Annotated in this window: 21 protein-coding genes; 2 read left to right on the forward strand and 19 right to left on the reverse strand. The window is 60.4% G+C overall.

Annotation, left to right across the window (positions count from 1 at the left end; genetic code table 11):
* A partial coding sequence (locus Q1V60_RS10370) for a DUF4440 domain-containing protein (RefSeq protein ID WP_300629993.1) occupies positions 1-311 on the reverse strand: 311 nt, incomplete at its 3' end.
* A complete protein-coding gene (locus Q1V60_RS10375) occupies positions 304-1,491 on the reverse strand; it encodes an MFS transporter (RefSeq protein WP_300629995.1) in 1,188 nt (395 codons plus the stop codon). The genes Q1V60_RS10370 and Q1V60_RS10375, both read right to left, overlap by 8 nt.
* Before the next feature lie 111 nt (positions 1,492-1,602).
* Between Q1V60_RS10375 and Q1V60_RS10380 the strand changes: the two genes are divergently transcribed.
* Complete coding sequence (locus Q1V60_RS10380) at positions 1,603-2,460, forward strand: LysR family transcriptional regulator (RefSeq protein WP_300629997.1); 858 nt, start codon at positions 1,603-1,605, stop codon at positions 2,458-2,460.
* On the opposite strand, the gene Q1V60_RS10385 is transcribed toward Q1V60_RS10380, so the two are convergent.
* Positions 2,457-3,269 carry an SDR family oxidoreductase gene (locus tag Q1V60_RS10385; protein ID WP_300629999.1) on the reverse strand — a complete coding sequence of 271 codons (813 nt, stop codon included), beginning with the start codon at positions 3,267-3,269 and terminating at the stop codon, positions 2,457-2,459. The genes Q1V60_RS10380 and Q1V60_RS10385 overlap by 4 nt on opposite strands.
* 14 nt (positions 3,270-3,283) lie before the next feature.
* Positions 3,284-3,748, reverse strand: coding sequence for a multidrug transporter (locus tag Q1V60_RS10390; RefSeq protein WP_300630001.1), 465 nt, complete (start codon positions 3,746-3,748; stop codon positions 3,284-3,286).
* 201 nt (positions 3,749-3,949) lie between these two features.
* Between Q1V60_RS10390 and Q1V60_RS10395 the strand changes: the two genes are divergently transcribed.
* The gene (locus Q1V60_RS10395; RefSeq protein ID WP_300630003.1) at positions 3,950-4,426 is read left to right on the forward strand and encodes a hypothetical protein; all 477 of its coding nucleotides are present in this window, start codon (positions 3,950-3,952) and stop codon (positions 4,424-4,426) included.
* 151 nt (positions 4,427-4,577) lie between these two features.
* Here the strand turns inward: Q1V60_RS10395 and Q1V60_RS10400 are convergent, their stop codons facing one another.
* The 15 genes from Q1V60_RS10400 to Q1V60_RS10470 all read right to left on the reverse strand — a co-directional run bounded on the left by Q1V60_RS10400 (position 4,578) and on the right by Q1V60_RS10470 (position 23,120).
* A complete protein-coding gene (locus tag Q1V60_RS10400) occupies positions 4,578-4,916 on the reverse strand; it encodes a hypothetical protein (protein ID WP_300630005.1) in 339 nt (112 codons plus the stop codon).
* 109 nt (positions 4,917-5,025) lie between these two features.
* The gene (locus Q1V60_RS10405; protein WP_300630007.1) at positions 5,026-5,280 is read right to left on the reverse strand and encodes a hypothetical protein; all 255 of its coding nucleotides are present in this window, start codon (positions 5,278-5,280) and stop codon (positions 5,026-5,028) included.
* A gap of 318 nt (positions 5,281-5,598) precedes the next feature.
* Positions 5,599-6,063 carry a phage minor head protein gene (locus Q1V60_RS10410; RefSeq protein ID WP_363321063.1) on the reverse strand — a complete coding sequence of 155 codons (465 nt, stop codon included), beginning with the start codon at positions 6,061-6,063 and terminating at the stop codon, positions 5,599-5,601.
* A gap of 498 nt (positions 6,064-6,561) precedes the next feature.
* Entirely contained in the window at positions 6,562-8,013 is a 1,452-nt protein-coding gene (locus Q1V60_RS10415) for a mannose-1-phosphate guanylyltransferase/mannose-6-phosphate isomerase (protein ID WP_124369708.1), read from the reverse strand.
* 222 nt (positions 8,014-8,235) lie between these two features.
* The gene (locus tag Q1V60_RS10420; protein WP_300630010.1) at positions 8,236-8,892 is read right to left on the reverse strand and encodes an alginate O-acetyltransferase AlgF; all 657 of its coding nucleotides are present in this window, start codon (positions 8,890-8,892) and stop codon (positions 8,236-8,238) included.
* 16 nt (positions 8,893-8,908) lie between these two features.
* The gene (locus Q1V60_RS10425) at positions 8,909-10,081 is read right to left on the reverse strand and encodes an alginate O-acetyltransferase (protein ID WP_300630011.1); all 1,173 of its coding nucleotides are present in this window, start codon (positions 10,079-10,081) and stop codon (positions 8,909-8,911) included.
* Between the two features lie 11 nt (positions 10,082-10,092).
* Positions 10,093-11,625 (reverse strand): MBOAT family protein, encoded by a 1,533-nt coding sequence (locus tag Q1V60_RS10430; RefSeq protein ID WP_300630012.1) that lies wholly within the window; start codon positions 11,623-11,625, stop codon positions 10,093-10,095.
* A gap of 226 nt (positions 11,626-11,851) precedes the next feature.
* Positions 11,852-12,961 (reverse strand): mannuronate-specific alginate lyase, encoded by a 1,110-nt coding sequence (locus tag Q1V60_RS10435; RefSeq protein ID WP_300630014.1) that lies wholly within the window; start codon positions 12,959-12,961, stop codon positions 11,852-11,854.
* Between the two features lie 8 nt (positions 12,962-12,969).
* Positions 12,970-14,418, reverse strand: coding sequence for an alginate O-acetyltransferase (locus Q1V60_RS10440; protein ID WP_300630015.1), 1,449 nt, complete (start codon positions 14,416-14,418; stop codon positions 12,970-12,972).
* A gap of 11 nt (positions 14,419-14,429) precedes the next feature.
* Entirely contained in the window at positions 14,430-15,998 is a 1,569-nt protein-coding gene (algG, locus tag Q1V60_RS10445; protein WP_300630017.1) for a mannuronan 5-epimerase AlgG, read from the reverse strand.
* On the reverse strand, positions 15,998-17,485 hold the full coding sequence (locus tag Q1V60_RS10450; RefSeq protein ID WP_300630019.1) for an alginate export family protein: 1,488 nt from the start codon (positions 17,483-17,485) through the stop codon (positions 15,998-16,000). Before Q1V60_RS10450 ends, algG begins: the two co-directional genes overlap by 1 nt.
* A complete protein-coding gene (gene algK / locus Q1V60_RS10455; RefSeq protein WP_300630020.1) occupies positions 17,482-18,861 on the reverse strand; it encodes an alginate biosynthesis TPR repeat lipoprotein AlgK in 1,380 nt (459 codons plus the stop codon). The genes Q1V60_RS10450 and algK overlap by 4 nt, the downstream gene beginning before the upstream one ends.
* A gap of 173 nt (positions 18,862-19,034) precedes the next feature.
* A complete protein-coding gene (locus Q1V60_RS10460) occupies positions 19,035-20,201 on the reverse strand; it encodes an alginate biosynthesis protein Alg44 (protein ID WP_300630021.1) in 1,167 nt (388 codons plus the stop codon).
* A gap of 37 nt (positions 20,202-20,238) precedes the next feature.
* Positions 20,239-21,720, reverse strand: coding sequence for a mannuronan synthase (gene alg8, locus Q1V60_RS10465; protein ID WP_300630023.1), 1,482 nt, complete (start codon positions 21,718-21,720; stop codon positions 20,239-20,241).
* Between the two features lie 83 nt (positions 21,721-21,803).
* On the reverse strand, positions 21,804-23,120 hold the full coding sequence (locus Q1V60_RS10470) for a nucleotide sugar dehydrogenase (protein ID WP_300630025.1): 1,317 nt from the start codon (positions 23,118-23,120) through the stop codon (positions 21,804-21,806).
* Positions 23,121-24,079: the final 959 nt, after the last annotated feature.

The raw sequence follows: 24,079 nt of genomic DNA on the forward strand, positions 1-24,079 counted from the left end.
TGGGTGCCGCTGTCATCCACCTGATGCTCGCGATAAGTCACCGTGGCGCCGCGTGCGTGCCGGTCAATCCCGGTCATTTCACTCAAGGTGATTTTCAACCCTGGCCGCATCCCGCCCAGGCGCGTAAACAACGCATTGACCCCGGCCCTGTTGACCCGCGTACCGGTGGCCGGCGCGATCATGCTGAACTCGGGCGAGAAGCGCGCCAGCAGATTTTCCAGCGTGCCCTCAGGCGCAACGCCGGCAAACCATTGCTCGATCTCGACGTGGGTCTGGATCACTTCTTCAAAAAAATCGCTGTAGTCAATCATGCTCGGGCTCGCTGGAAGGGTGAAGCAGGCTGCGTATTCTGGACGCATCCAGGCGCAGCACTGCGAAAAGCGGCAACAGGGTCAAGGCTGCCGCCATCGTGAAGGTTATGGCGAAAGAATCCAAGGCCGATAGCACAGCGCTGAGCACGGCTGCGCCCACGCAGAAACTCACTTGACGGTTGATATTCCACAAGGCGCTGGCGTGGCCCATGCGCTCGGCGCAGATATCCAGGAACGCCAGGGTCTGCGCGGTGCTGCTGCACAAGCTGCCGCCCAAGCCCATCAAAACGTAGGCCGCAATGAGCAAGGCCGGCTCGTTGAGTAACAGGATGCCGCCGCATTGCAGCGTCATGCCCGCCAGCAACAAGGGTTTGGGGCCGCAGCGATTGAACAGTCGCTTGCTCAGGTAGATCGCCACGGCGGAGGCCAGCGCCCACGGCAACATGAGTGCGCCGGTCTGGGTGGCGTCGTACCCCAGGCCACGCACATACAGGATGGCGACCAGGCTGGTGCCGATAAATACTCCGGGAATGCACAGATAGATCAGCATCGCCACGCGCAGCATCGGGCTGGCGGCCTGTTTGAAAAGACTGCTCAAGTCCAGTGGCGGACGCACGCTTGCACGCACGTCGGGTTTTATCCACAGCAGCGCCAGCAGTAACGTGATCAAGGCCATCGGCAGGTTGGCGTAGAAAATCCAGCGCCAGGACAGGCTGTCGACAATCAACCCGCCCAGCGTCGGGGACAGCGCCGGCACCAGCAAGGCCACCGACATCACCCGCGCTGTCAATTGGCTGCGCTCGGCTGCTGGGAAGTATCGATAAGCCATGGCTTGCCCCACGGGAATCAGCAATCCGCCACCGAGCCCCTGCAAAGCGCGCCAGCCAATCAACGTGTCGATTGAGCCGGCCTGGCCCACCATCACCGAGGCTCCGGCGAACAGCAGCAAGCTGGTGGCAATCAGCGTGCGCTCGCCCATGAGTGCGGCCAGCCACACACTCAAGGGAATGATCAGGGTCAGCCCGAGCATGTAAGCGTTGCTGATCCACGCCAGTTGAGTGACCGAGGCGTGCATTTCTCGGGCGATGTCCGGGTAGGCGACCGTGGCGACAAACATGTTTACCAGGTCTAGGGCAAAGCCCAGTAAAAAGATCGAGGCGACTTTCGAGCGGTAGGTCATGAACGCGATCCTGCGAATGAAGCGGGCAGGGTAGGTGGGATACGGCGCTTGGGCTACGTCGCTTTGCCTGCTAGTTTGTCAAAAATATTTTGACAAAGGAGGGTGTGGCCGGTGGTCAGCCTGGATCGTTTCGACACTTTCAAAGCCGTTGTCGAGGCCGGCTCACTGACTGCGGCGGCGGATTTGCTTGGGCAAACACGCGCCGTGGTCAGCTTCAATTTCAAGCGCCTGGAGGCGGAGCTGGGGGTTACCCTGCTGACACGCAACACCCGCCAATTGGCGCTCACCGACGCGGGTGAGCGCTTCTACTTGCGCTGCACCCGTATGCTCGAAGAAGCCCGCCTGGCGGTGGAAGAGGCCCGCTCCGAACACGCCCAGCTCAAAGGCACCCTGCGCATCACAACCACCGTCGAATATGCCCTGGCCGTCGTCGCTCCGACGGTGGAAGCCTTTCGCCGCCTGCACCCAGATCTGAATATCCACTTATCCACATCCTCTACCTACGCCGATTTGATTTCCGAGCGTTTTGACGTGGCGATTCGCCTGGGGCGCTTGCTGGATTCCAACCACCGCGCCGTGCAGCTGTCGACCTTCGATGTGTTTGCCGTCGCGGCGCCGCAGTTCGCCGGGGTTCGAACCCTGGATGAGTTGGAGCAGGTGCCCAGGCTGGGCCATGGCCGCTTGTCCGAATTGAGCGTGACCGACCCCGGCGGCAATGAGCATCAATACCGCGCCGGTCCCGCCGCCTTGGTGGCCGACAGTGCATCGGTGCTCCAGGCGTTTGCCGTGCGGGGTCATGGCGTGGCGATTCTGCCGCAATGGCTGGTGCAGCAGGATCTGGACGCAGGCAGGTTGGTGCGCGTGTTGACGGACCATCGCTTTGCGCCGCAAGGGGTCTATGCGATGTATCCGGATACCCGGCATTTACCGCTGAAAGTGCGGTCGTTCATTGATTTTCTGAAGGGCTAAAGCCTGCCACCCAACCCAAAGCGCTTCTTCAACACCGTCTCAAGCAACCCCTTGGGCAACAGCGCCGCCATCAAGGGTAACGCTCGGCTGCCATTGCCCGAGCGCAGCAGGCGTGGTGGTTGCGCTTGCTGCACGGCCTTGAGCACATCCGCCGCAAATTCGCTGGCCGGGGTGGGCTTGTCCTGGGAGGCCTGGCTGCGCGCACGAATGCCCTCGCGCAACGGCCACCAGGGCGATTTTTCGTTGATCAACAGCTCGGCCTCGGCCCCGGCGTTCTTTGCAAAGCTTGTATCGATGGCGCCGGGCTGGACTTCCAGTACGCGCACGCCGAACGGTGCCAGTTCCATGCGCAGGGCATCGCTGAGTGCGTGCACGGCGGCTTTGGATGCGCAGTAGGCGCCGGCGAACGGTGTGACCAGCACGCCGGACACGCTGCCGATATTCACTACCAGGCCTTTGCGTGTGCGCAGGGCGGGAAACAGCGCCTGGGTCACGCCGACAATGGAAAACACATTGGTTTCGAATTGGCGCTGCATGGCTTCGGTGCCGCCGTCGAGCAGCGGGCCCATGGCGCCGTAACCGGCGTTGTTGACCAGCACGTCCAGTTCGCCCAGTTGTTCGGCCACGCGTTGCAAGGCGGCGCGGTCGTTGACGTCCAGTTGCACGGCGTTGAAACCTGCGGCGGCGAGGGCGGCGACATCGTCGGTGCGGCGGGCGCTGGCCCACACTTCATAGCCTGCGGCCTTGAAGGTATCGGCCAGGGCGCGGCCGATGCCGCTGGAGCAACCGGTGATCAGTACGTTGGGCATGGATCAGTCCTTTGTCAGTCCGAGAAGCTGCCTTGCAGGTGCTCGGCACGAAATTCCAGGGTTTGTGGGCGATAGCCGGGCCGCAGTGGCGGGGCGGGCAAGCAATCGTCCCAGGTGGCGCCGGCCTGCAATTCGCCGGGGCCGCGATAACGTGGGGCGGCGTAGACGTTGTCGGCCAGGTTCACGGTGTCACCGGGTGCATAGGCGGCGACGCGCCAGCGCAGTTCGGTCAGCGGTACGTCGTTGCCGTTGTTGAGGGTCAATTTTAGTGGACGGTCGGCCGGGCACTCCTGGGGCGCGTAGGTGATGCGCAGTTCAAGACGGGCCAGTTGCGCGGCTTCGCGGTTGTCCAGCCACACCACCCACACCGCCACGAAACCCAGGCCGACGGCGGCAGCCAGCGACACCGGCAAGGCCCTGGCCGGATAGCGCAGCAGCAGAACCAGCCAGGTGATGATCAGCAACACACCGAAAAACATAACGACAACCTCGCACAGGGATCCAACATCCTACTCGTCGGGCGCCACGATTGCCTATTGCGCGGCGATGCTTTCAGGGGGCGCAGGCATCTATCTTCGACACAGGAACTGCATTTGTCGGGTTTGCCACAACGTAGTGACAAGGAGTGACCTGACAGCCAGGGAGGTACCCAACCGTAGATTTATGAAATCAGGTGCCTAATGACCGTTTCCAGCATCGTCACACCCTTACTCACTTCACTCAGCGCACTGACGGCCCCGCCACCTTCCGCCGTGGCGGCAGCAATCACTCAAGCGCCCAACCAGGAGGCCGGCGCGACGTCATTGCCACGTATGCAGAGCTTTGGGCTGACGAACTTGCGACAGATTGTCATGCAAGGCGTCAACGACCACCTCAGTTCGCGCTTTTCCACGGCGCTTCACAACAACGAGACCAAAGAAAAAATCAAAGGAGCAGCCGTTGCGACAGGGGGGGCGATAATGCAAGGGGTCGCAAAGCAGATGGTCAAGTCGGGTAGTCCTACCGTGAAAATTTTCGGCGCAGCAGTCGCATGGATGGGAAAGAGCGCCGAGGATATCGGCAGGAATCGATACGACAATGCGGGTAGCACCACTAACGATACCGGGACGTTTAACCGCTATGACCCAAAGAACTGGGAAATAAAAACATCGCCGTAATGTGATGCCGAGCACGAAAACTCGCGCTCTAATCTGAGATAAATCGCTTTAGATTTTTTGGCGAAAAACGCCGGTCGTAATACGGTCGCCGAAGTCGCCGAATTCAATGACGCCTTCCTCGCCGTCCGCCAGTTCGACGGGGCGCAGGCCTTCACTGCGGGCGGCTGGGCGCCGAGAAAGCCGACATGGCGCAGGTAGTACACGCCCGGTATTGGATTGTTGGCGGCGTCGGGGTGATAGAAGGAGGCGGAGATTTTTTGTAGCTGCCCTTGGCGATCTGTTGGGCGAACGCGGCGTCCACCTGCTGGGGCTCGGCCGTCAGGCCATGCGCGGAAGTCGATGGGGACTTGGCCCAACCTGCCGCCGGGGCTTCATGCAAGGCAGGGTCGTAGGCGTGTACTGTGGCGGCGATATCCGACCCGCTGAAATCGAAGCTGGCGCCGTTCATGGCGGTGTGGGTGCCGGGCTTGAAGATGTGCAGTGGTTTCATGGCTATGCGCTTTGTGAAGACAGTGCATAGCCTGGACCTATAACGGGTCCAGAACTTTTAATCAGGTTTTAAGAGTGCAAAATTGGAAGTTATAAAGGGGCGCGCAAACCTAAACTTTTTCTAGTGAGGTGTTAATGGCTCCTAGGGGGCCGTCGGTGACGACATATTTTACTCGGTCATTCACTTGGAAGTTCCCTCCTTTATTAACAGGAATCTCGAGGTGCACGGCACCTGTCCCATCATCTGGCTGCACGGTCACTGTCCTGGATGTGGTCGTGCGCCCCGGCGCGACTTCTAACGTCACGGGGTTATTAACAGATTTAATTACACCTTGTTTAGTCGTTGTAGTGATTGGCTTTGCCATTTTCCATCTCCTTGGAATCCACAATTTAAAAAGCTACGTGAAGAATTATCTCTCCTCGTCAAAATGAATTTGATAGGGATAACTGATGGTCAACAACTGTCAATGTTGACAGGTAGATGGCCAAAAATGAGCAAAATGACAACCGTTTGTCTCTTTCCGCTAGTCACCTTCCCATTCGTTTTTATCGTGCGGGGTAAATACAGTCGTGAACCGGCAACGTGAACACCTCTGCTTGGGTTTATAAAGCATTTACGGCGCAGATCACTGGGCCCAGGGATGAACCGGCGCCGCTCGGTGGCCTAAGGGGCTCTGATAGCGTTACACGCGGGCGGCACGTTTCAGGTATGCGAGGGCCAATTCCAGGATCGCCTCTTCGGCTTTACCCGCCGTGTCGGTTGTGCGTACCAGCGTCACCTGGGCGGTTCTGATTTCGCCCGTGCGTTTGTCGGTGCCGGTCTCTACGGTTTCTCTGGACACATGGCCCTGACTGGACACGACGGTGAGGCCACGACGCTTCACCGCAGACTCGGACAATGCAGTCACCCGGCAACGGCAGTTGAAGCCGTTGAGCGGGTAGATCGCCGACCACGCCGGGTCATCGTGACGGTACACCGTGCCGCCAAGGGCTCGGTGACTGGGTCGGGTTTTGTTATCCAGAATCGCCACATAGTGCCAGTACGGATGGGACTCGGCGGTTTCCTCCATTTCGGCCTTGCGACCAGCCATATAAGCGCTTTGCAGGTGGGTCTGGTAAATGGTCCTGAGCCTGCGCGGGCTGCCCAGTTGGAGGTGTTGAGCAACGGCGCGAACGCCTGCTCGCTTTGCGCCTGGAGCTGCTCGGCGAGCAGGTTATCAATGGCCTGGTCCAACGCGGCCTGATCCAGAATCGGCTTGAGCGTTGCTTCGGCGAACTCGGGGCCAGCGGATGCGATTGGCGATCATTGCCCGCAACCAGCGCGCCCTGTTCGCGCCTCCAGATGATGAGTAGAGAGCGGGACAAAGGCGTCCCGCCAGAGGAATCCTGGTCCCGGTCAGCGGCGATTGATCGCAGCCCATTCGCATTGCACTGGCTGCAACTCTATTTCAGAACTCCGCTCACCATGGACCGTTTTATCCCGGAGTGTCCCAGGTTTATCTCACACCACCCCTGGGATTTATCTCAGTCCTAAACAGTAATGAGCGGCCCTCGGCCTGGACACCCACTGAACTGAAAAGCCCCCGCCCCCCCGACTGCGGATAGGGGACGCAGTCGGCGGGGCGGGGGCTTCTTTTACGACTCGTTTATTGCGCGATAGTTTTCACCGACACGCCACGTTCAATCGGCGTGGAGCGACCGTAGATATCTTCGAACCGCTCAATATCGTCTTCGCCCAGGTAGCTGCCCGATTGCACTTCGATGATCTCCAGCGGGATCTTGCCTGGATTGCGCAGGCGGTGCACCGAGGCGATCGGGATGTAGGTGGACTGGTTTTCGCAGAGCAGAAACACGTTGTCGTCACAAGTGACTTCAGCGGTGCCGCTCACCACGATCCAGTGTTCGGCGCGGTGGTGGTGCATCTGCAGCGACAGGCATGCGCCCGGCTTGACCGAGATGTGCTTGACCTGGAAGCGACCGCCCATGTCCACCGAGTCATACGAGCCCCACGGGCGATAGACTTCGCAGTGGTTCTGGGTCTCGCTGCGGCCCTGCTCATTGAGGGTGTTGACCATCTGCTTGACGCCCTGGACCTTGTCCTTGTGGGCAATCATCATCGCGTCCTTGGTTTCCACGACCACGATGTTGTCCAGGCCAATCACCGAAACCAGCTTGCCGTTGCCGTGCACCATGCAATTGCGGCTGTCCTGGATTACCACATCCCCCTTGCTCACATTGCCGTTGGCGTCTTTATCGTTGACCGCCCACAGCGACGCCCAGCAACCCACGTCGCTCCAGCCGGCGCTCAACGGCACCACGCAGGCGCGCTGGGTTTTTTCCATCACGGCGTAGTCGATGGAATTGTCCGGGCAGCAGGCGAAGGTGGCTTCGTCGAACGTCACGGTATCGGCGGTCTGCTCGCTGCGCTCCAGGGTCAGTACGCAGGTGTCGTAGATGTCCGGGTCGTGCTTTTTCAGCTCTTCGAGGAAACGGCTGGCGCGGAACAGGAACATGCCGCTGTTCCAGAAGTAGCCGCCGCTTTTGACGAACTCAACGGCGCGTTTTTCATCGGGTTTTTCCACGAACTGCTGGACGCGGCTCACGCCTTCGGGCAGCAGCGAATCGTTGGTGGATTTGATGTAGCCGTAACCGGTTTCAGGGCGAGTGGCCGGTACGCCGAACAGCACCATTTCGCCGCGCTCGGCCGCCACGGTGGCCAGGGCCAGGGCGCGTTGCAGGGCTTTCTGGTCGTCGATCACGTGGTCGGCCGGCAGCACCAGCATCAGCTCGTCACGGCCTTCATTGACCAGCATCATCGCGGTCAGGGCCACGGCCGGCGCGGTGTTGCGACCGAACGGTTCCATCAGGATGCGCTGGCATTCGAGCTTACGCGCGCTCAACTGTTCGTTGACGATGAAGCGGTGGTCCTTGTTGCAGACCACGATCGGGGAGTCCATGCCTTCGAACACCAGGCGTTCCAGGGTTTGCTGGAACAGCGTGTGCTCGCCGGTCAGGGCCAGGAATTGCTTGGGGAACTGTTTACGGGAAAGCGGCCAAAGACGTGAGCCGCTACCACCGGAAAGGATTACTGGGATCATGGGTGTTTCTCCTTGAATCAGTTTGGGTCAGAGCTACGAAGGTTTGTCGTTTCACTCTTGTTTTTGTCTCGGTCCGAACTGACAGCCCTGCCCTCTGCAGGAGTGAGCTTGCTTGCGAAGCACTTCCAGGCAACGCGGTCATTCAGAATGCCCGCGTCATCATTGGCGATTTTCGCGAGCAAGCGCGCTCGTACAGTGGGTTGCGTTCAGTCCGGGAAATAGTTAGCGCGTCGACACGGGGCGTTTTACCCAGACTGGCGACAGGCTCGAACCGGAGCCCGTGACGTACAGCACTGCTGCCTCACCGCGCTCGAGCGCAACCGGCTTCACATCGCCGACTTTTTTGTCGCCGTCATACAGCGCCAGGCTCACCTTCACCGGGTTGATCTCACGCTCGCCACGGCCCTTGGCCGCCACCGACTTGACCACGTCGGTCTTGCCGTCAGCGGTCTTCAGGGTCAGGGCCTTGTCGCTGAGGTTCTGCACGCGCACCAGGGATTTCTGCTTGTTCTTGAACGGTGGTTCTTCGATCAGTTGCGGCTGGCCGCTGCCGCTGTTGACCAGGGTGTAGTAGTGATCGGAAGCGAGCTTGACCGGCACCGTCTGGCTGCCGACTTTGGCGCTGTAGTCGCCGCCCGGCATGAAGCTGAAATCAGTGCTGGCCAATGGGGCCACGTCGCTGAGGTTGGTGCTGCCGACAGTGGCGCTGACTTCCTGGTTGCTGGCGTTGTAGATCCGCACGAAGCTTGAGCCTTTTGGTGCGGTGGGGCCGTACAGGGCGGCGTCGCCACCGGCGAAGGCGGACATCGATACGAAGCTCAAGCCGGCAGCGATGGCCAGGGACTTGGCGAGACGACGCGGAGTAGTAGTGAAAGTCATGTGAGTTACCTCTCTTTCAGTTGTGCGCCCGGTCGGGCGTCTCGGATTTAGGTGTGTTGATTGCCATGTTCTGTTGGCGCGAACCGGCTTCTTTAAGCTGCGCAACCCACGCGGGGTCGGCGTCACCGATTTCGTTATTAACGGGCAGATAGCGTTCAGGAAACTCCCAGATCAGCACTTGTGGCGGGCTGTTCTTGAAGTCATCACTTTTCAGGTAGCTGAGCATCGGCAGAATCGGGCCGTGGCCGTCTTCGGCGTAGCTGACCACGTCGCTGCCCAGGGCTTGCTTGAGGGCGCCGACGAAGTTCCAGTTGGGGTTGGCGCTGTAGCTGGTGCCCACCAGCGCCACCGGGGTTTCGTTGTCGCTGAACAGCGCGTCGTCGCCTTTGGTTTGGGCCAGGTGCGTCACGCGTTTTTCCAGCGGCTCTTTAGGTGGCATCAGGTTTTCGAACAGCGGGTCCAGGGGCAGGAACAAGCGCAGGTCGCCTTTGTGCGGTTCGATCTTCTCGGCCTCGGTGACAAAGCGTTGTGGTTCGCCGCTGAGCGGGGTTTTGTCGGCAATGGTTTTGGCCAGTTGCTTGGCGGCGATTTCCGCGCCATCCGGGGTCCAGTGGGTGTCGGTGCGCAGGAACACTTGCTTGCCGCCCAGCTTGGCCTGTTGCAGCGGGCCGAGCAGGTCAGGGGCAATGATCTTGTCTGCCGCGACATGGGCGTGGAAGTCCTGGTACAGGTTGGCGTGGATACTCGCCGGTTTCACTTCACCCAGGTGTTCCGGGTACAGGCGCACCTTGGCCGGCACGATCGCCATCACCAGTTGGATGCCCTGGGCCTTGAGCTTCTGGCGTACGCCTTCGACCAGCGCGTAATTGCCTTGCAGGTTCTGGTCTTCGTTGACGGCGGGGTTGAATTCCTCGTCGCTGTACAACCAGTGATCGCGGCCCAGTACCACACCGGGGCGGCCTTCATTGAACAGCTTGTAGTCCAGCGCCGCCCAGAGATTGGTGCCCAGGCGCTTGATCGGAAACGCTTCGTCGTAATGGGTCTCGACGGCTTTGGTCCAGCGACCGTTAAGCACGGTTGCATCGGCATTGGTGCTGAAGCCGAAGAAACTGCGCAGTGACCAGGCCCCCAGTGCCAGCAGCAGCACCAGGAACAGGCCGATATAGAGGACGCGTAATGAACGGGTCATGGTCGGCTCCCTCAGAATTGGAAGTAAAGGAACGGCGAGAAACTCTGCGCCGACAGTTTCAGGATCGACGCCACGAACAGCAGCAGCACTGCGGCGCGCATGGCGTAGCGTGGCCAGTCTGCGGTCCAGTAGGCCGGTTGCACGGCGGCGTCACGGCCCACGCTGAAGCCAGGCTCGTGGATGCTGCCGGGGTTGTCGCCCGGTACGGCCTTGATCAGGCTCGGATCGCTCGGCTTGGTCTTCTCGGCCGGGCGATTGGTGTAGAAATCGCGCAGGCCGAAGAACGCCAGCGTTGCGTAGGCCACGAACAACGTCGCCACTTGCAGCCCGGTGAGGTTGGCGCGGTTGAGTTCCGACAGCGACCACTCGCCAAAGCTGAACATCGCACCGTACATACGCCCGGCGACGTGCAGGTTCTCGGCGCGGAAGATCACCCAGCCCATCACCACCAGCAGGAAAGTGAAGGCCCAGCGCAGCACGTTGAAGCTGCGCGGCGCGGTGTTGAGGCCGATGGCTTTTTCGATCGCCAGCCACATGCCGTGCCAGGCGCCCCACACGATGTAGGTGATGTTCGCACCGTGCCACAGACCACCGAGCAGCATGGTCAGGAACAGGTTGCGGTAGGTGGTCAGCGTGCCTTTACGGTTGCCGCCCAGGGTGATGTACAGGTAGTCGCGCAGCCAGGTCGACAGGCTGATGTGCCAGCGCCGCCAGAACTCGGTGATCGACTGGCTGATGTAAGGCTGCTTGAAGTTTTCCATGAAGCGAAAACCCATCATCAAGCCCAGGCCGATGGCCATGTCGCTGTAGCCGGAGAAGTCGAAATACAGCTGCGCGGTGTAGGCCAGCGCACCCAGCCAGGCATCGCCGGTGGTGGGGTTTTGCAGGGCGAAGCAATGGTCGGCCACCACCGCCAGGGTATCGGCGATAAACACCTTCTTGATGAAACCCTGCATGAAGCGCGTGCAACCCTCGGAGAATTTATCCAGGGTGTGAGTGCGGTTGTTGAACTGGTCGGCCAGGTCGCGAAAACGCAACACGGGGCCTGCGATCAAGTGCGGGAAAATTGCCACGAACGCCGCGAAGTCGATCAGGTTGCGGGTCGCCGGGGTGTCACCGCGATACACGTCGATGATGTAGCTGATGGACTCGAAGATGTAGAACGAGATCCCGATCGGCAACAGCACGTGGGTGAGAATGAACGGCTCCAGGCCCATCGACTTCATCATCACGTTGATGCTGTCGACACCGAAGTTGGCGTACTTGAAGTAGCCGAGGATGCACAGGTCGACCGCCACGCCGAGCAGCAGCCAGCGCTGCGCCGGCTTGGTGCGCACGCCCGCCGCACCGACCTTGAGGCCGATCCAGTAGTTCCACAGCGTCACGGCCGCGAACAGCGCCAGGAAGTCCACTCGCCACCAGGCGTAGAACACGTAGCTGGCCAACAGCAGCAGCAAGTTGCGATAGCGTTGCCCGCTCAAATAGTACAAGCCGAGAAAGATCGGCAAGAACAGAAACAGGAACACATTGGACGAGAAAACCATCCCGATCTCTCCATGTTTAACAGACAGTCAAGGGCCAGAGCCCCCCCAAACCCCCCACGATTTCGGGGAGGGTGGTACTACATTCCTACTGACGAAGCCGGTTCAAACTGTGGCCGCGGCCTTGCTCGCGAATGCGATGTGTCATTCAACACAGAGGGCGACTGTTACACCGCCTTCTCGAGCAAGCCCGCTCCCACATGGGGAACCCAGTTCTTCAGCTAATTCGTCAGGAACCTTTGTTGCCTTTTTCATGCGCCGGGTCGTAGACCTTGGTCAGGTCACCGCCCAGGCGGAAGGTCTTGAACGGCTGCATGCCATGCTTGCGCTCGATCACATCCGGCGCGCAGGTGTAGAGCGTGCAGAAGGGCTCAAGCCAGGCGTATTTCATGTCTTCCTTGAGGTCTTTCATGTCCTGCTCTTTGCCGTTCTTCTTCTCGAAGATCTCCGGGTCTTTCACCCCGGCCAGCACTTTGTCGCCCAGGCGCTTGAGCGCGCTGTTGTTTTCCTGGCGCAGGTCGACGCCGTTGACCAGGGCGAAACTGGCGATCATCGACAGCGGCGGCAGGGCGTAGTTGTGGTACGACAGGGCGCGTTGCTGACGCTTGAGTTCATTGGGCAGGAAGCCCTGGTCATCGACCTGGTTCACGCCGACCTTGTATTCCTTGACGGCCCAGTCGAACAGGTCGCGACGGTTAGTGGCGACAGACGTTGCCATTACCGACCATGCAGCCCAGTAGGAGTGGTTGTTGGTTTTTTCCAGCGGCAGGTTGTCCCAGTCGCTCACCACCTGGTCGGCCAGTTTGTTGAACCAGGCTTCGATCTGCTGGGATTCCTGCGGGTGCTTGGCCAGCGGCTGCGACTCGGAGAATTTCAGGCGTACATAGGCCGAGGCCATGCTGCCCAGCGCCCATTTGCGCATGGATTTGCCGGTGTGGTTGAAGTCCTTGGACATCAAGGCGTCGGCCTTGGCCCACGCCACCAGCCAGTTCAACGTGCATTCGAGCTGCTGCGGACGACCGTCGCGCATGAACTGCATCACGCGCTTGCTGGTGTCTTTTTCCAGCTTGGTGATGTCGGCGGTGCTGTCGCGAAAGGCTTTTTCCGACTGCATATTCAGTGTCGAGCGTGCCTTGTCCGAGCCTTCGTACTTGCTGCGAAACTGCAGCGGCCCGGTGTAGGGCGTCGGCATGGTGTCGCAGTTTTCCTTGAAGTCGCCGGTCTTGAACGCTTCGATCGGTGCGAAATAGCCTTGAGGCGGACGCAGTGGCGCGGCGGCGTTGGCTGCCCCGGCGAAGATCGCCAGGCTCAACAACGATGGAATCCATAACTTCTGCATAAGTAACCTCATTGCCCAGTGGCGGCGGTTTGTTGGCCGCCGGCCGGGAATACGTTGCGTGTGCAAATTTTCGCTTCGACTTTTTGCGCCGCAGCGCCCTTTTCCGGGCCCTGCACTTCCACGGCCAGCAAGTTCTGCGAGGCCCAGTCTTCGTCGGTGCGCAGTTCAAAGGCGAAACGCCCGTCTGTATCGGATGTTTCGGGTTTTTCGATCTTGATGTCCTCGTGGCGCCCGTTCATGTACCAGAGGGTGGCTTGCAAGGTTTTCACCGAAGGGTCGGCGAAGCGGATGTCGATCTGATGGTTGGCGTTGCGCAGGTCTTTGTTTGCGCTGTTGACCATCAGTTCGTTTTTGCCTGGTTTGAGCGTGGTGCTGGCCGACATCTGCGCGGTCTTGCCCTCGCAGCCGTTGTCGAGCAGCGCCATCATCTGGCGGTAGATGGTTTCCTGGTCGAGACGGTACAGCGGCGAGAATTCCCAGATCAGGATCTTCGGCGGGGTCTTCTGGAATTCGTCGCTGCCCAGGTACTGGATCATCGAGCCTTCCAGGCCACCGCCGGGGAAGGCGACGTTGAGGATGTCGGCACCGATTTCCTCTTCGAGGAACCCGGCAAAGTTGTAGTTCTTGCCGCTGTGGCTGGTGCCCACCAGGGTGATCTGCGGGTTGCCCGAATCGCTGAACAGGTCGCCGTCACCGGCTTCGCCCTTGGGTTCGGTGGTGAACTGGTCCATGTACTGGATTGCATAGCTGGTGCCGCACAGTTGCCCGGCCATGTTGTGCAGGGTGCCGGTCTTACCCATGCGGCCCGAGCGCTTGGTCTCGAATTCGCGCTTGGGAATCTCGGCGTATTCAGGCATCTGCTTGACCTTGGCCGCCACGATTTTTGCCGTGCGCTGGGCGCCGTACGGGGTCCAGTGCTGGTCGCCACGGAAGTAGAAATCGTGGGCCGGCAGTTCATCCGGCAACTGCTCGTTGGTCAACGGTGAGAGGTCCGGCACCACATAACCCATCTTGGCGAAACGGCCGAGCATGGTTTTGTAGTTGCCCAATGCCTTGTCGAAATCGAACTTGGCTTTCTCTTCGGGGTTGAGCTTGTTGCGGTTCACCAGGCCACGGGTCGGCTGGTAGACCACCACCAACTCCACGCCCTTGGCCTTGAACGCATCGTGCAACTGCTGCATGCGTTTGTAGCCGGCCGGCGTGGTGTCGAATTCGGTGCGCAGGTCTTCCTGGGTACGGAACAGCCAGTCGCCCTGGGCTTGGACCAGGGTGGTGAAGTTCTGCTGGTAGCGCGTGGTGTAGTTCTTCGCGTCATGGGCGGCGGGGCACAGGCTGCAGCACGGTTCGGCGGTGAAGGTCGGTGCCTTCACTTCATCGGCGCGTACGCCCTGGCTGGCCGCGAGCAGGCCGAGGGTCAGACCCGAGAGGCTCAGCAGTTTGATCATGTGTGGGTGCATAAAGGTCATCCTCAGTCCTGCAGTTCGGTCTGGCGTTCGACTGGGTCGATCAGCACGGCTTTCTGCTGGCGTACCAGCAGGTCGAGAATCTCTTCCTGGCGCTCGCCAAGAATGCCGGAGAAGCTGATGCCGCTGGATTTGGTCGGCGCCAGCATCGATACGCGGTACAGCTCGATACTCAGCGGCGAGTCGATGGACAGCGGCCCGCTGCCGTTACCCGCCAACTCACCGCCGACCACGATCAGCGAGACCTTGGCGTCGAACGGGTCGAGGGCGATGTCGCGGTCGGTGTCGGTCAAGTCCTTGATGTGGCCGTACACGCCGGTGAGCCCGTTGGCCATGGCGGTGTTTTCGTAGAGCTTGATGTTCACGCTGTTACGCACGCGGATGCCGTGGCGACGGTTGCTGATGACTTTGTTGCCCCACAGCAGGTTGTCACCGCTCTCATAGAGGGTGATGCCGTCGGTGTGGTTGCGGTAGATCTCGTTGTCGACGATCAGGTTGTTGACACTGTTACGGTCGATCACCAGGCCTGAAAGCTTGTTGTCGTAGCTGCGGTTGTTGAAGATGAAGCTGTCGTTCACTTCCCGGGAAATGATGATGCCGTGCTTCTTCTTGGTGCCGTACACGGTGTTGTCGGCAATGATCAGGCCATGGGAACGGTCATGGGGGTCAATGCCGTAGACGATGTTGTCTTTGTAGGTATTGCCCTTGATCACAAAGCCCGTGGTTTCGTAGCAGTAGAAGCCGTACCACATGTCCGAGAACTCGGAATCGATGATCCAGCCGGTCGGTTCGGTACGCTTGAGCACCTTGGCCATGTTCGGCGTGTACTGGGAAATACTCACCCCGTACGACTTACTGTTGGCGTAGCCGAAGCTGGCCATTTTGGTCTTGGAAATGTAGGTCTCGGTACCGCCCCAAGCCAGCAGGAACGGGCGAAATTCCTTGGGCGACTTGAACAGCGCCGGGCCGTTGGTTTTTTCATCCCAGCCGGTGACCCTGGTGTCGTGTACGAACAGCTGACCGTCGTTGATCAGGAACGAACCGGCTTGCTGGGACAGGCGCAGTTCCTGGGTCTGCTTGTCGATATCGAGGATGCCTTTACGGCCGACCACGATCGGCAATTTGGCCAGGAATACACCCGGCGATGTTTCGCTGAAGTACTGCTTGGGCACCTTGCCCAGCAGGTCCTTGAGGTTCATGTAACCGTCGTCGACAAAGATCGCCTGGGGAATGCCGTGCTGGCGCACCACCCATTCGGCCATCTTGTTGTCACCGCCGATAAAGTCCTTGAGGGCGTCTTCCTGCATCATGCGACGGATGCTGACTTTGCCGGCTTTGGTTTTGACGATCTTTTTTTCCATCGCTGCGGCGGTGTAGCCCGACAGATCCGGCAGGGCCGGCTTGGCCATTTCCAGCGGCGCGGTCGGCGGGCTGGAAATGGTGTAGGTCTTGGCCTGTTGCAGTTCCTTGGCGATGGTCGGCGCCTTGGCCGTCGTATCGGCAAACGCTGTGGCGCTGGCCATCAGCATTGCCGCGACGAGTAGGCTTTGAGCATTCATTGCACAGGCTCCCATCAGAATTTCCAGACCACGTCGACAAAGGCGCGGTGCATGTAGGAGTCAACCTGGCTGCCATAGGCATCCCCCGGCTTGAACACGCCGGCACGCAAACGCACCAGGGCCGAAGGCTCGTCGATCGACTGGCTCAGCGCGGCCGGCAGCAGGCCTTTCTTGAAGTACTTGGTGACGACCAGGTCCATCTCCTGGCCCAGGTCTTTCTTGCCGTCTTCAAGGGGCAGGGACGTGCTGGACAGGATCGCGCCGGTGACGTCATCGGTGTTGTTCTGCACCGCATCGATGCCGTTGCTGCCCACCGGCTTGTTGCCGTCCACGCGCCAGAACTTGTGGTACACCAGGCTGGCGTCGTAGTCCTCGCGCAGCTGCCAGGAACCGAACAGGCTCATGGACTGCATGTTGTTCATCTCGCCGCGAAACGCCTCGCCGAAGCGGTGCACGCGGGACTGGGTGCCGGTCCAGTTCGAACGGTTGCTTTGCAGGCCGTTCTGCTCGTATTCGGCACTGGCGCGGGAGTAGGCGGCGCCCACTTGCCACTGCGGGTCGAGGCGCAGGCGCACGCCGATATCGGTGGCCCAGCCGCTCAGGTCATCGCCGCGCTTGGCGTTGGTCGGGCGGGTGCCGTCGGCGTTCAAGGCATTGACCGTGTCGCGGTCGCCACGCATGCCGGTGATGCTCGCCCAGTAGTTGACCGTGTTGGTGTTGCGCCAGTTGTAGGCGTCGCTGTTGGCCTCGATGCCGAGCCAGGTCAGGTCGCCGTTCTCGCGTTTGTCCAATGGGTCGCTGGCCACGCCCGGTTCGGCGTAGTCGAGTTTGCCGTCGTCGTGGGTGTGGTGGCCGCGCAGGCCGATCCACTGGCCCGGCGTCCACTGGTAGGCGGCGTCGGCGTAGAAGTGCTGGCGGTCCTTGTCGACTGGCGACAGTTCCTTGAGGTCGGTGCGGTATTCGCTGAAACGTTCGGCGGCGCCAACATTGGCCTTGAGCAGGGTGGTGTCGAAGGTCCAGTTCAGCGCTTCGATATTGGTGTCGCGCCATTGGCCGTCGTCATTGCGCAGGCGCTGGCGGCCGAACTTGAGGATCTCGCCGGGGTAGGGCGTGAAGCCGCTGTAGCCGACCCAGAACTCGCGCAGGGCCAGGTAGTTTTTCTTGGCCTTGCGGTCGTCATTGCTCGACTGTTCGGTCGTATCGTCCGCCGACTGTTGCAGGGTGTCGGTCTCGATGATGTCGCTGGAAACCACGGCCTGGCCCATGGCGTAGGCGCTCCACGCGCCGCTTTCGCCGTAGATCCACGGGCGTACGTCGAGGCCGATACCGTTGACGTCGCCGCCTTTCTGGGTACCCAGGTCGCGGTCGTCTTCGGACTGCGCGGTGGCTTTGACTTCCAGGCCGAAGTTCTTGGCTTCGGTCAGCGCGGCCAGGGTCGGGCACGACCACAGCAGGGCGAAGGACAGGCCGATACCGGCCTTGACGAATGGGTTGAGCTTCATAGGGATTCCTCGCCGTCTTCTTCTTGCAGGGCATGCAACTGCAGCGTGCTTTGGGCCAGGGTGCCGCGAGCGGCCAGCTCCTGTTGCACCAGGCGTTGGCCCTCGGCGCGTTGCTCAGGGGTCAGCGGGGCTTCGAGCTGGGTGGCCAGTTCGTTGGCCTCGGGCGTGTCCTGGACCTTGGCCAACTGGCTGAAGACATAGGCGTTCAATGGATCGGGCTGGGTGCCCTTGCCTTGGGAGAACAGTTGGGCAATGGCGAAGTCGGCGCTGTTCTGGCCGTTGCGCGCTGCGGTCAGCAGGTGGTCCAGGGCTTTTTGCGGGTAGACCTTGCCCAGGTAGCCACGGCGGTAGATCTGGCCGAGGTAGTAATCGGCGGCCACTTCACGGCCCACCGCTTTCTCGAAATGCGCTTCGGCAGCCTTGGCGTCGGCCGGCACCCACTTGCCTTCGTAGTAGAGCTTGCCCAGCAACAGCTCGGCGCGCGGCTGGTCGGCGGCGCGGCCGTTGTCGAGGTACTTCATCATCTGCTCGACATCGCCCAGTTCGGGGAAGTCGTAGAGCAACTGCGCCAGGCTGACCCAGGACGCCGGGTAGCCGGGGGCGATTTTTTCCAGCAGGGCCTGGGCGGTTTTCTCGTCCGGGGTACCGAGGGTGGCATCGCCAAGCACGCGGGCGACGCTGTCGACGCGCTGGGCGGTGACGGTGCCACGGCTGTAGCCGGCCTCCATTTGCTTGAGCAGTTCGGCCTGTTGTTCGGGCTGCTGTTTTTTCTGGTAGACGGTAGCCAGCTCGACGTAGCAGATATCGGTGGTGTTCAGCGCGGCTTTGCAGACGCGCTCGACATCATCCAGATGCTGGTCGTAAGTGCCCTGGGTGCGATACAGCAGCACCTGGGCCAGACCGGCTTCCGGATAACCGGCCGCTTGCCATTGGCTGATCTGCTGCTGGGCATTCACGTTGGGGAAACTGTGCGGGTATTGCAGGTACAGCATCGCCAGCGGGATCAGGGTATTGCCTTCGCCATTGGCAAAGGCTTTTTTCAGCAGGCCTTCGGCTTCATGGTGTTCGGCTTCGGTGGCGCCGGGTTTGGCCACCAGCAGGCGGCCAAGGCGCGCCTGGGCACGGGGCGAGGTGTCCGCAGCGGCGCGGTAAGTGGCTTCGGCCTGTTTGATTTGCGCCGGGTCGCGGGTGCCTACCTGGATATCGGCCAGACCCACCTGGGCCTCGCTGTAGCCCAGGTCTGCCAGTTGCTGGTAATTCTGCTGCGCGGTGGCGGTGTCGCCGCGCTTGAGGGCTTCATTGGCCAGGCGTTGGTCGGGCAGGCCGGCGCAACCGGCGAGGCTGACCGCAACAGCCAGCAAGGCCACCGAACCCATGTGGGATAGGCTTTTGTGGCGAACGAGCTTGCTCGCGCCGGGGTGCGCAGTGCCCCCAAAAGCCGGCTCCAGTTGCGCTGTCGAGCGGGAGCAAGCGCCCTCGCCACAGCAAGCCCGCTCCCACAGGGATAGCGGTGTATTTGAAGTAGGGGTCATCACAGGCATGTCCTCGCTTACAGACCGTGAGCCATGGCTTTATCGATCAGCCAGTTCAGCGAAGGGCCACGGTCGCTGATGACTTCCACCGGGCGGCCGGCGTAGGTGCTGTCCAGCGGTGCGTCAGGCTTGATCTGCACGCGGATGTCCGAAGACAGGTCGGCGCTGTTCAGGCTGGTGCTGCTGACAATGGTGCCGGTGCGCACTTGTTCTTCGTCGGCGACCTGGAAGCTCACAGGCGTACCGGGGCGCACGTCACCGAACTGGCGATAGGTGAAGCGCGCTTCAACATTGGCCTGGCTGCCACGTGGCACCAGTTGGAAGATCACATCGCCCTTGCTGGCGTACTGGCCATCGGCGACCAGCTGCTGGGCTACCACGCAATCGCACGGCGAGGTCAGGGTGCCGGTCATTTGCTTGCCGAACAGCTCTTCAACCTTGGCCGGTTGCAGCTGGTCTTCGTCCAGATGGCCCTTGAGCACGTCGAGCATGCTGGTGCTGAAAGTGGCCAGTGGCGCGCCTTTGGCGGCTACCGAGTCACCTTTGAGCAGGCTTTGCACGGTGCCGTCGCGCGGCATGGTTACGTTCATGCCCGGTACGCTGACCAGGCCCGCCTGGGCGTGGCTGACGAAGTACATGCCGTAGAGCGACTTGAACACAAACCCGAAGGCTGCAAGGCCCACCAGGAAGATCGCCAGGCTGAACGTCACGGCGCGCAGGCGACCGAACGCGGTCATGCCGCTGCCGCCGTCCTTGACCTTGCGCGCCTTGGTGAAGTTGTCGCGTTGCAGGGTCGCCAATACGTCGCCCATGGTCACGATGTCGCCGGACAAGTGCGAGGTGATCAAGTGGCGCAGCGTGGAAATATCCTGGGCATCAAGGTTCTGGAACTGGCAACCGGTGCGGCCGGTCTGGCGGTCGTAGGAGCGAATCTGCAGCTCCACGTCCATCGCCAGGCCGAGGTTATCGATGACGAATTGCAGGCGGCCCTTGTGCACCTGGCCGATGGTCAGCGGCTGGGTGGCGGTGAAGGCCAGGCCGCCGGCGGACAGGTCGATGACCTTGGCTTCGGTCGGCGTGCGGTCGCTGTTGAAAAAGCGCAGCTTGGCCGGGATTTTGACCCGGGCGTGCTGGCGCTGGGCTTCGGATTCGTGGACTACGTTGGCGTTTACTTGGCTGTTCATCAGAGCATTTCCTTAAGTTAATTCAGGCTTGGCAGGGTCAGACCATCATCAGCAACACGGCAACGAAGATGCTGCCGGCGGAGAAGGTCATGGTCCGAGACGACCAGGTGTTGAACCAACGTTGAAAGCTGGCCAAATCGCGGGTCAGTTTGGTGTCCTGGCGGGTCCAGGACTGTTGATCAAGGCGGAAGAACACGTAGATCTTCACCAGCGCGCCCATGATCTGGTTGTAATAGAGAATCAGCGGGTAGGCCGGGCCGATCTTGTGGCCGGAGCACGACAACAGCAGGGTGAGAATCAGGCGGGTGAGGCCGATCCACAGCAGGTACGCGAGGATGAACGCGCCGCCGTACTTGAAGGTGGCGATCAGCGCTACGGTCAGGCCGAGCAGGGACGTCCACATCGACACGCGCTGGTCGAACAGCACCACGCTGGTGAACAGACCGAGGCGACGCACGCCCAGGCCCAGGGCGCGGGAGTTCTGGCGCAGGTTGTTGCCGTACCAGCGGAACATCAATTTGCGGCTGGCCTTGATAAAGCTCTTTTCCGGCGGGTGTTCCACGGTGTTGATCGCGGCATCGGGCACGTAGAAGGTGTCGTAGCCCAGGCGCATCAGGCTGAACCAGCTGGACTTGTCGTCGCCGGTCAGAAACTTGAAGCGGCCCAGGCGCCAGTGCTGCAGCGAGTCGCTTTCCACGTCGGCGATAAAGCCCGGGTCGGTCACGACGCTGGCGCGGAACACCGACATACGGCCGGTCATGGTCAGCACGCGCTTGGACAGGGCCATGGAGCACATGTTGATGTGGCGTTGGGCGAAGCGCAGTTTGTGCCACTCGCTCATGATGTAGCCGCCGCGCACTTCGCAGAACTCGTTGGTGGTCAGGCCGCCGACATTGCCGAACAGCTGGAACCACGGCACGGTCTTGCGCACCACGCCCTCGGCGAGCACGGTGTCGCCATCGATCACTGCAACCACGGCGCGATCATCCGGCAAGTGGCGTGAGATGGCGCGGAAACCGAAGGCCAGGCCGTCACGTTTGCCGGTGCCGGCGATGCGCACGAAGTCGAGTTGGACGTGAGCCGGCGGGTTCATTTTTTCCCAGAGGCTCTTGACCAGCAGCTCATCGGACATTTCCACCAGCGAGCAGACCACGGTGGTGGGGAAGCCGCATTCGATGGCTTCGCGGATCACCGAGCTGTAGACCTGCGCGGTGGTCAGCGCATCGATACGAAAGCTGGTGACCATCAGGAACACATGGGATGGGTCGGCGGCCTTGCCCAGCTTGCGCACTTTGCGGCGCAGATGCGGGTACACCACGTAGAGGAACAGCATGCCGCGAAAGAAATGCGTTGCACCCATCGAGTAGCGCCAGATACCCACGGCGCCAATCAGGAAAATAAAATTCTTCGATTGCGAATCGAAGGTGCTCGCCGGCAACAGCAGGGCGAGCCCCATCAGCAGGCTGAGAAACAACAGCCAGCCGGCGGCTTGCAGGAATACATGTTTTAACTTGGACATAAGCGTCATCCGGAAGGGGAGGAGGCTTCAGGCTGCAAGCGCTGGGGATAAAGCCACTGGCAGCCTGAAACTTGCCGTTGCTGTTACCAGCAAATACCTTCGGTACGGCCGCTCACGCTGGTGGCCTTGGACATGAAGCCCACCAGGTCGACCACTTGCTTGCCGTGCGGCGCGTTGTGCGCCAGGGCACGGAATTTCTCGTCGCGGTTACCCAGGATGATCACGTCGGAGTTGTTGATCACTTCGTCGAAGTCCGAGTTGAGCAGGGACGACACGTGGGGGATCTTGCCTTCGATGTAGTCCTTGTTCGCACCGTGCACACGGGCGTACTCAACGTTGCTGTCGTAGATGCTCAGGTCATAACCCTTGCCGATCAGCATTTCCGCCAGTTCCACCAGCGGGCTTTCGCGCAGGTCATCGGTACCGGCCTTGAAGCTCAGGCCCAGCAGCGCGACTTTGCGCTTGTCGTGGCTGGACACGATGTCGAAGGCGTTCTGTACCTGGGACTCGTTACTGCGCATCAGCGAGTTGAGCAGCGGCGCTTGCACGTCCAGGGAACCGGCGCGGTAGGTCAGGGCGCGCACGTCTTTTGGCAGGCACGAGCCGCCGAAAGCGAAACCTGGGCGCATGTAGTACTGGGACAGGTTGAGGGTCTTGTCCTGGCAGACCACTTCCATCACTTCACGGCCATCGACGCCGACGGCCTTGGCGATGTTGCCGATCTCGTTGGCGAAGGTGACTTTGGTGGCGTGCCACACGTTGCAGGTGTACTTGATCATCTCGGCGACCGCGATGTCCTTGCGGATGATCGGCGCGTCGAGTTCTTCGTACAACGACTGCAGGACATCGCCGGAGGCTTTGTCGAATTCGCCGATGACGGTCATTGGCGGCAGGTCGTAGTCGGCGATGGCGGTGGATTCGCGCAGGAATTCCGGGTTGACCGCAACACCGAAGTCGACACCGGCTTTCTTGCCGGAGCAGTCTTCGAGGATCGGGATCACGACGTTGGCCACGGTGCCCGGCAATACGGTGCTGCGCACCACGATGGTGTGGCGGGTGGTCTTGTCACGCAGGACAAAACCGATCTCGCGGCATACCGATTCGATGTAGTTGAGTTCCAGGTCGCCGTTTTTCTTGCTCGGCGTGCCGACGCAAATCATCGACAGGTCGGTATCGCGGATGGCTTCGGCGAAGTTGGTGGTGCCACGCAGCTTGCCGGTCTGGATACCCTGGCTCAGCAGCTCGCCCAGACCCGGTTCAACAATCGGCGATTTACCGGCGTTGATCAGGTCGATCTTTTCCTTGGAGATGTCCACGCCGACCACTTCGTGGCCACGGGCAGACAGGCAACCGGCACATACTGCGCCAACGTAACCCAAACCGAATATGCTGATGCGCATCGCAATTACCTCTATATTTAAATCATGCCATTAGATGGCCGGAGTTCATGTTTGCAAGCGTCACTGATGCCGCGAAAGTTAGGCGAATAGACGCCGACTTACCGCGTGCAGGCATGTTGAATAGCGAGTGACTAACTATTGCACTCAAGTTGTGCGCAATCAGGCCTTATTATTGGGGCTTGCCCTGAAATGCAGCCGGGCTTCCTTGGAGGAAGGCTCCGACGCCGGTGCTGCAAGGTCTTGATGAAGGCAAAACGCCTTTTTTATCAATGCCTTGGGCGGATGCACGGGCTCATTTAGGTCAGCGCTGCCTTGGCCTGTAGGGGATAGCAATGCGTACTTATCGCCACCCTTAACTCGATCAGTTGATGTTATGACCATAGAGTCAAAGTGTTTTATGACAACTCGACTACTTCCATTGGCCGTTATGTAAGTCATCTCTTACGTGAGCAGAGAATTTCGTTACCGGTGGTATGAGCGGTGCTTCAGGACGAAGTTCCTGGCCACTCATCCTGTTTGCGGAAATTTCTTGAAATATTAGGAAAGATGGCACTGGTAGTATATTGATAGCACTTGCTATTTAGGCCAGTAGTTGTGGGGAGTTGGTGCGAGGGGATAGTTTTGTGCCACTACTGTTTAAAAAAAGTGGTGCCACTACGAAAAAAACCGACGAATGTCGAGTGAAGAAATCGTTAGGGTTGTATCTGCATGTTTTTCTGGCGCCAAATAAATGGCGATCAGTGGTTGAAATTCGATCAAAAAAAGTGGGAGCGGGCTTGCTCGCGAATGAGGCGTATCAGTGATGAATGTATCGACTGACACTGCGCATTCGCGGGCAAGCCCTAATGCCGGTCAGTTAAGCGCTAAAGCAGAAAAACCTGCGACCTGTGGCGAGGGAGCTTGCTCCCGTTGGGGCGCGAAGCGGCCCCAAAAATGGGACTGCTACGCAGTCCAGCGGG

It is taken from the genome of Pseudomonas sp. (assembly GCF_030147005.1).
GTDB lineage: Bacteria > Pseudomonadota > Gammaproteobacteria > Pseudomonadales > Pseudomonadaceae > Aquipseudomonas.

Bases quoted from the DNA above. Each gene is read 5' to 3' on its own strand.
- Q1V60_RS10400 (WP_300630005.1), bottom strand. From the start codon at position 4,916: ATGAAACCACTGCACATCTTCAAGCCCGGCACCCACACCGCCATGAAC.
- Q1V60_RS10425 (WP_300630011.1), bottom strand. From the start codon at position 10,081: ATGACCCGTTCATTACGCGTCCTCTATATCGGCCTGTTCCTGGTGCTG.
- algG (WP_300630017.1), bottom strand. From the start codon at position 15,998: ATGGGAGCCTGTGCAATGAATGCTCAAAGCCTACTCGTCGCGGCAATG.
- Q1V60_RS10385 (WP_300629999.1), bottom strand. From the start codon at position 3,269: ATGCCCAACGTACTGATCACCGGTTGCTCCAGCGGCATCGGCCGCGCC.
- Q1V60_RS10415 (WP_124369708.1), bottom strand. From the start codon at position 8,013: ATGATCCCAGTAATCCTTTCCGGTGGTAGCGGCTCACGTCTTTGGCCG.
- Q1V60_RS10395 (WP_300630003.1), top strand. From the start codon at position 3,950: ATGACCGTTTCCAGCATCGTCACACCCTTACTCACTTCACTCAGCGCA.
- Q1V60_RS10405 (WP_300630007.1), bottom strand. From the start codon at position 5,280: ATGGCAAAGCCAATCACTACAACGACTAAACAAGGTGTAATTAAATCT.
- Q1V60_RS10390 (WP_300630001.1), bottom strand. From the start codon at position 3,748: ATGTTTTTCGGTGTGTTGCTGATCATCACCTGGCTGGTTCTGCTGCTG.
- Q1V60_RS10470 (WP_300630025.1), bottom strand. From the start codon at position 23,120: ATGCGCATCAGCATATTCGGTTTGGGTTACGTTGGCGCAGTATGTGCC.
- Q1V60_RS10450 (WP_300630019.1), bottom strand. From the start codon at position 17,485: ATGAAGCTCAACCCATTCGTCAAGGCCGGTATCGGCCTGTCCTTCGCC.
- Q1V60_RS10430 (WP_300630012.1), bottom strand. From the start codon at position 11,625: ATGGTTTTCTCGTCCAATGTGTTCCTGTTTCTGTTCTTGCCGATCTTT.
- Q1V60_RS10440 (WP_300630015.1), bottom strand. From the start codon at position 14,418: ATGCACCCACACATGATCAAACTGCTGAGCCTCTCGGGTCTGACCCTC.
- algK (WP_300630020.1), bottom strand. From the start codon at position 18,861: ATGGGTTCGGTGGCCTTGCTGGCTGTTGCGGTCAGCCTCGCCGGTTGC.
- Q1V60_RS10420 (WP_300630010.1), bottom strand. From the start codon at position 8,892: ATGACTTTCACTACTACTCCGCGTCGTCTCGCCAAGTCCCTGGCCATC.
- alg8 (WP_300630023.1), bottom strand. From the start codon at position 21,720: ATGTCCAAGTTAAAACATGTATTCCTGCAAGCCGCCGGCTGGCTGTTG.
- Q1V60_RS10435 (WP_300630014.1), bottom strand. From the start codon at position 12,961: ATGCAGAAGTTATGGATTCCATCGTTGTTGAGCCTGGCGATCTTCGCC.
- Q1V60_RS10460 (WP_300630021.1), bottom strand. From the start codon at position 20,201: ATGAACAGCCAAGTAAACGCCAACGTAGTCCACGAATCCGAAGCCCAG.
- Q1V60_RS10375 (WP_300629995.1), bottom strand. From the start codon at position 1,491: ATGACCTACCGCTCGAAAGTCGCCTCGATCTTTTTACTGGGCTTTGCC.